The 1486-nt window shown below is 55.0% G+C and carries 2 protein-coding genes; both read right to left on the bottom strand.

The annotated features are described in order from the left end of the window. Window positions 1-696: PfkB family carbohydrate kinase (locus tag ABYT07_RS21025; RefSeq protein ID WP_372993940.1), on the bottom strand; the 696-nt coding region annotated here is incomplete at its 3' end. Then, the coding region (locus ABYT07_RS21020) for a phosphate acyltransferase (RefSeq protein WP_372993939.1) at window positions 693-1486 on the bottom strand (794 nt) is incomplete at its 5' end. The genes ABYT07_RS21020 and ABYT07_RS21025, both read right to left, overlap by 4 nt.

The following is a 1486-nucleotide window of genomic DNA, read 5'->3' as shown; positions in this document are numbered from 1 at the left end:
ATCAATGACTTTGACGGGATAGGCAGGGAAATCTTTGGTGGTTTTCGCCTTGTTAGAGACCCATTTACACCCATCAGCCCCAAGCGTGACGATAATATCATCAATCGGCAGGCAGTCCAAAGGTTGGTCAAGCGCCTTGACCAGTTCTGCCGCTTCACCTTCGTTCAACACCAGCAGATCAACGTGGTCCATAACGTCTGCGACAACTTCCGCCTCGAACGGGGCGGCGGCATAGGCCACACGCATCCCCAATGTCTTGGCGGTGGGGGCAGCGAATTCCTGACCCAAAGTTTCGTTCTGCATCAGCAAAAAATCACCCGGAGATGCCTCGGACAAGGCGGCCCCGATCATGCGGTCATTCACTTCGTGATTGGCCCCGGCGTATAGCACAATCGAATTTTCACCGTCTTGGGCCACGCAAATATTAGCATGGCCGGTCGGCGTGTTGATCATGGTGATGTGCTGGGTTTCAACCCCGTATTCCAGCAGCCGTTCCACCGCCCATTTGCCATCTGGCCCCACCGCGCCAATATGCATCACGCGGGTACCAGCGCGGGCGGCAGCGACTGACATGTTCGCGCCCTTGCCGCCCAAACCCTGACGAAAATCCTCGGCTACAATCGTTTCGCCCGGGGCAGGCAGATGACGCAGATAATAGAAATTATCCGCGTTGATAGAGCCGAGGTTCCAGATCATTCGCCGACCTTGCAAGCCGCAAGAATGGCCATGTTCAGGATGTCGTTGGCGGTGGATGTGGTCGAACAAATCTGGATAGATTTATCCAAACCGGTCAAAATCGGCCCGATCACTGTGGCACCCGCCATTTCCTGCATCAGCTTGACGGAAATGCTGGCCGAATGACGCGCGGGGACCACCAGAATATTGGCCGGTCCGGTCAACCGCGAGAATGGATAGTTCTTTTGGCTTTCGGCGTTCAGCGCGACATCGACGGTCATTTCACCCTCGTATTCAAAATTCACACCGCGACGATCCAGCACATCGGGGGCATGCTGCATCTTCTCGGCACGTTCGGATACAGGGTATCCAAAGGTGGAAAAGCTGACAAACGCGACCCGGGGTTCAAGACCAAGATGGCGCGCGACCTTGGCGCCGCTTTCGGCGATGTTGGCCAGATCTTCTTCGTCAGGCCATTCATGCACCAGCGTATCACCGATGAACACGATCCGACCCTTGTGAAGCAAAGCAGTGATGCCCACGGCACCATGTTCTGCATTGGCGTCGAAAACATGGTTAAGGCGTTCAAGAACATGCGCCGACTTACGGGTCGCGCCTGTCACCAGACCATCACCATGCCCATGCGCCAACATCAGCGCAGCAAAGACGTGACGATCCCGCGCGGCAAGACGATGAATGTCTTTGCGATCGAAACCCTTGCGCTGCAACCGGTCATAAAGAAAGCTTTTATAAGTCTCTAAATGGGTTGTATTGGCAGCATTGATCACCTCAAGCTCGCGATAGGCATCTT

Source organism: Sulfitobacter sp. (assembly GCF_041552635.1).
Lineage (GTDB): Bacteria > Pseudomonadota > Alphaproteobacteria > Rhodobacterales > Rhodobacteraceae > Sulfitobacter.
The sequence above is the reverse complement of the archived record's forward strand: the minus strand, read 5'-3'. Positions and strand labels throughout refer to the sequence as shown.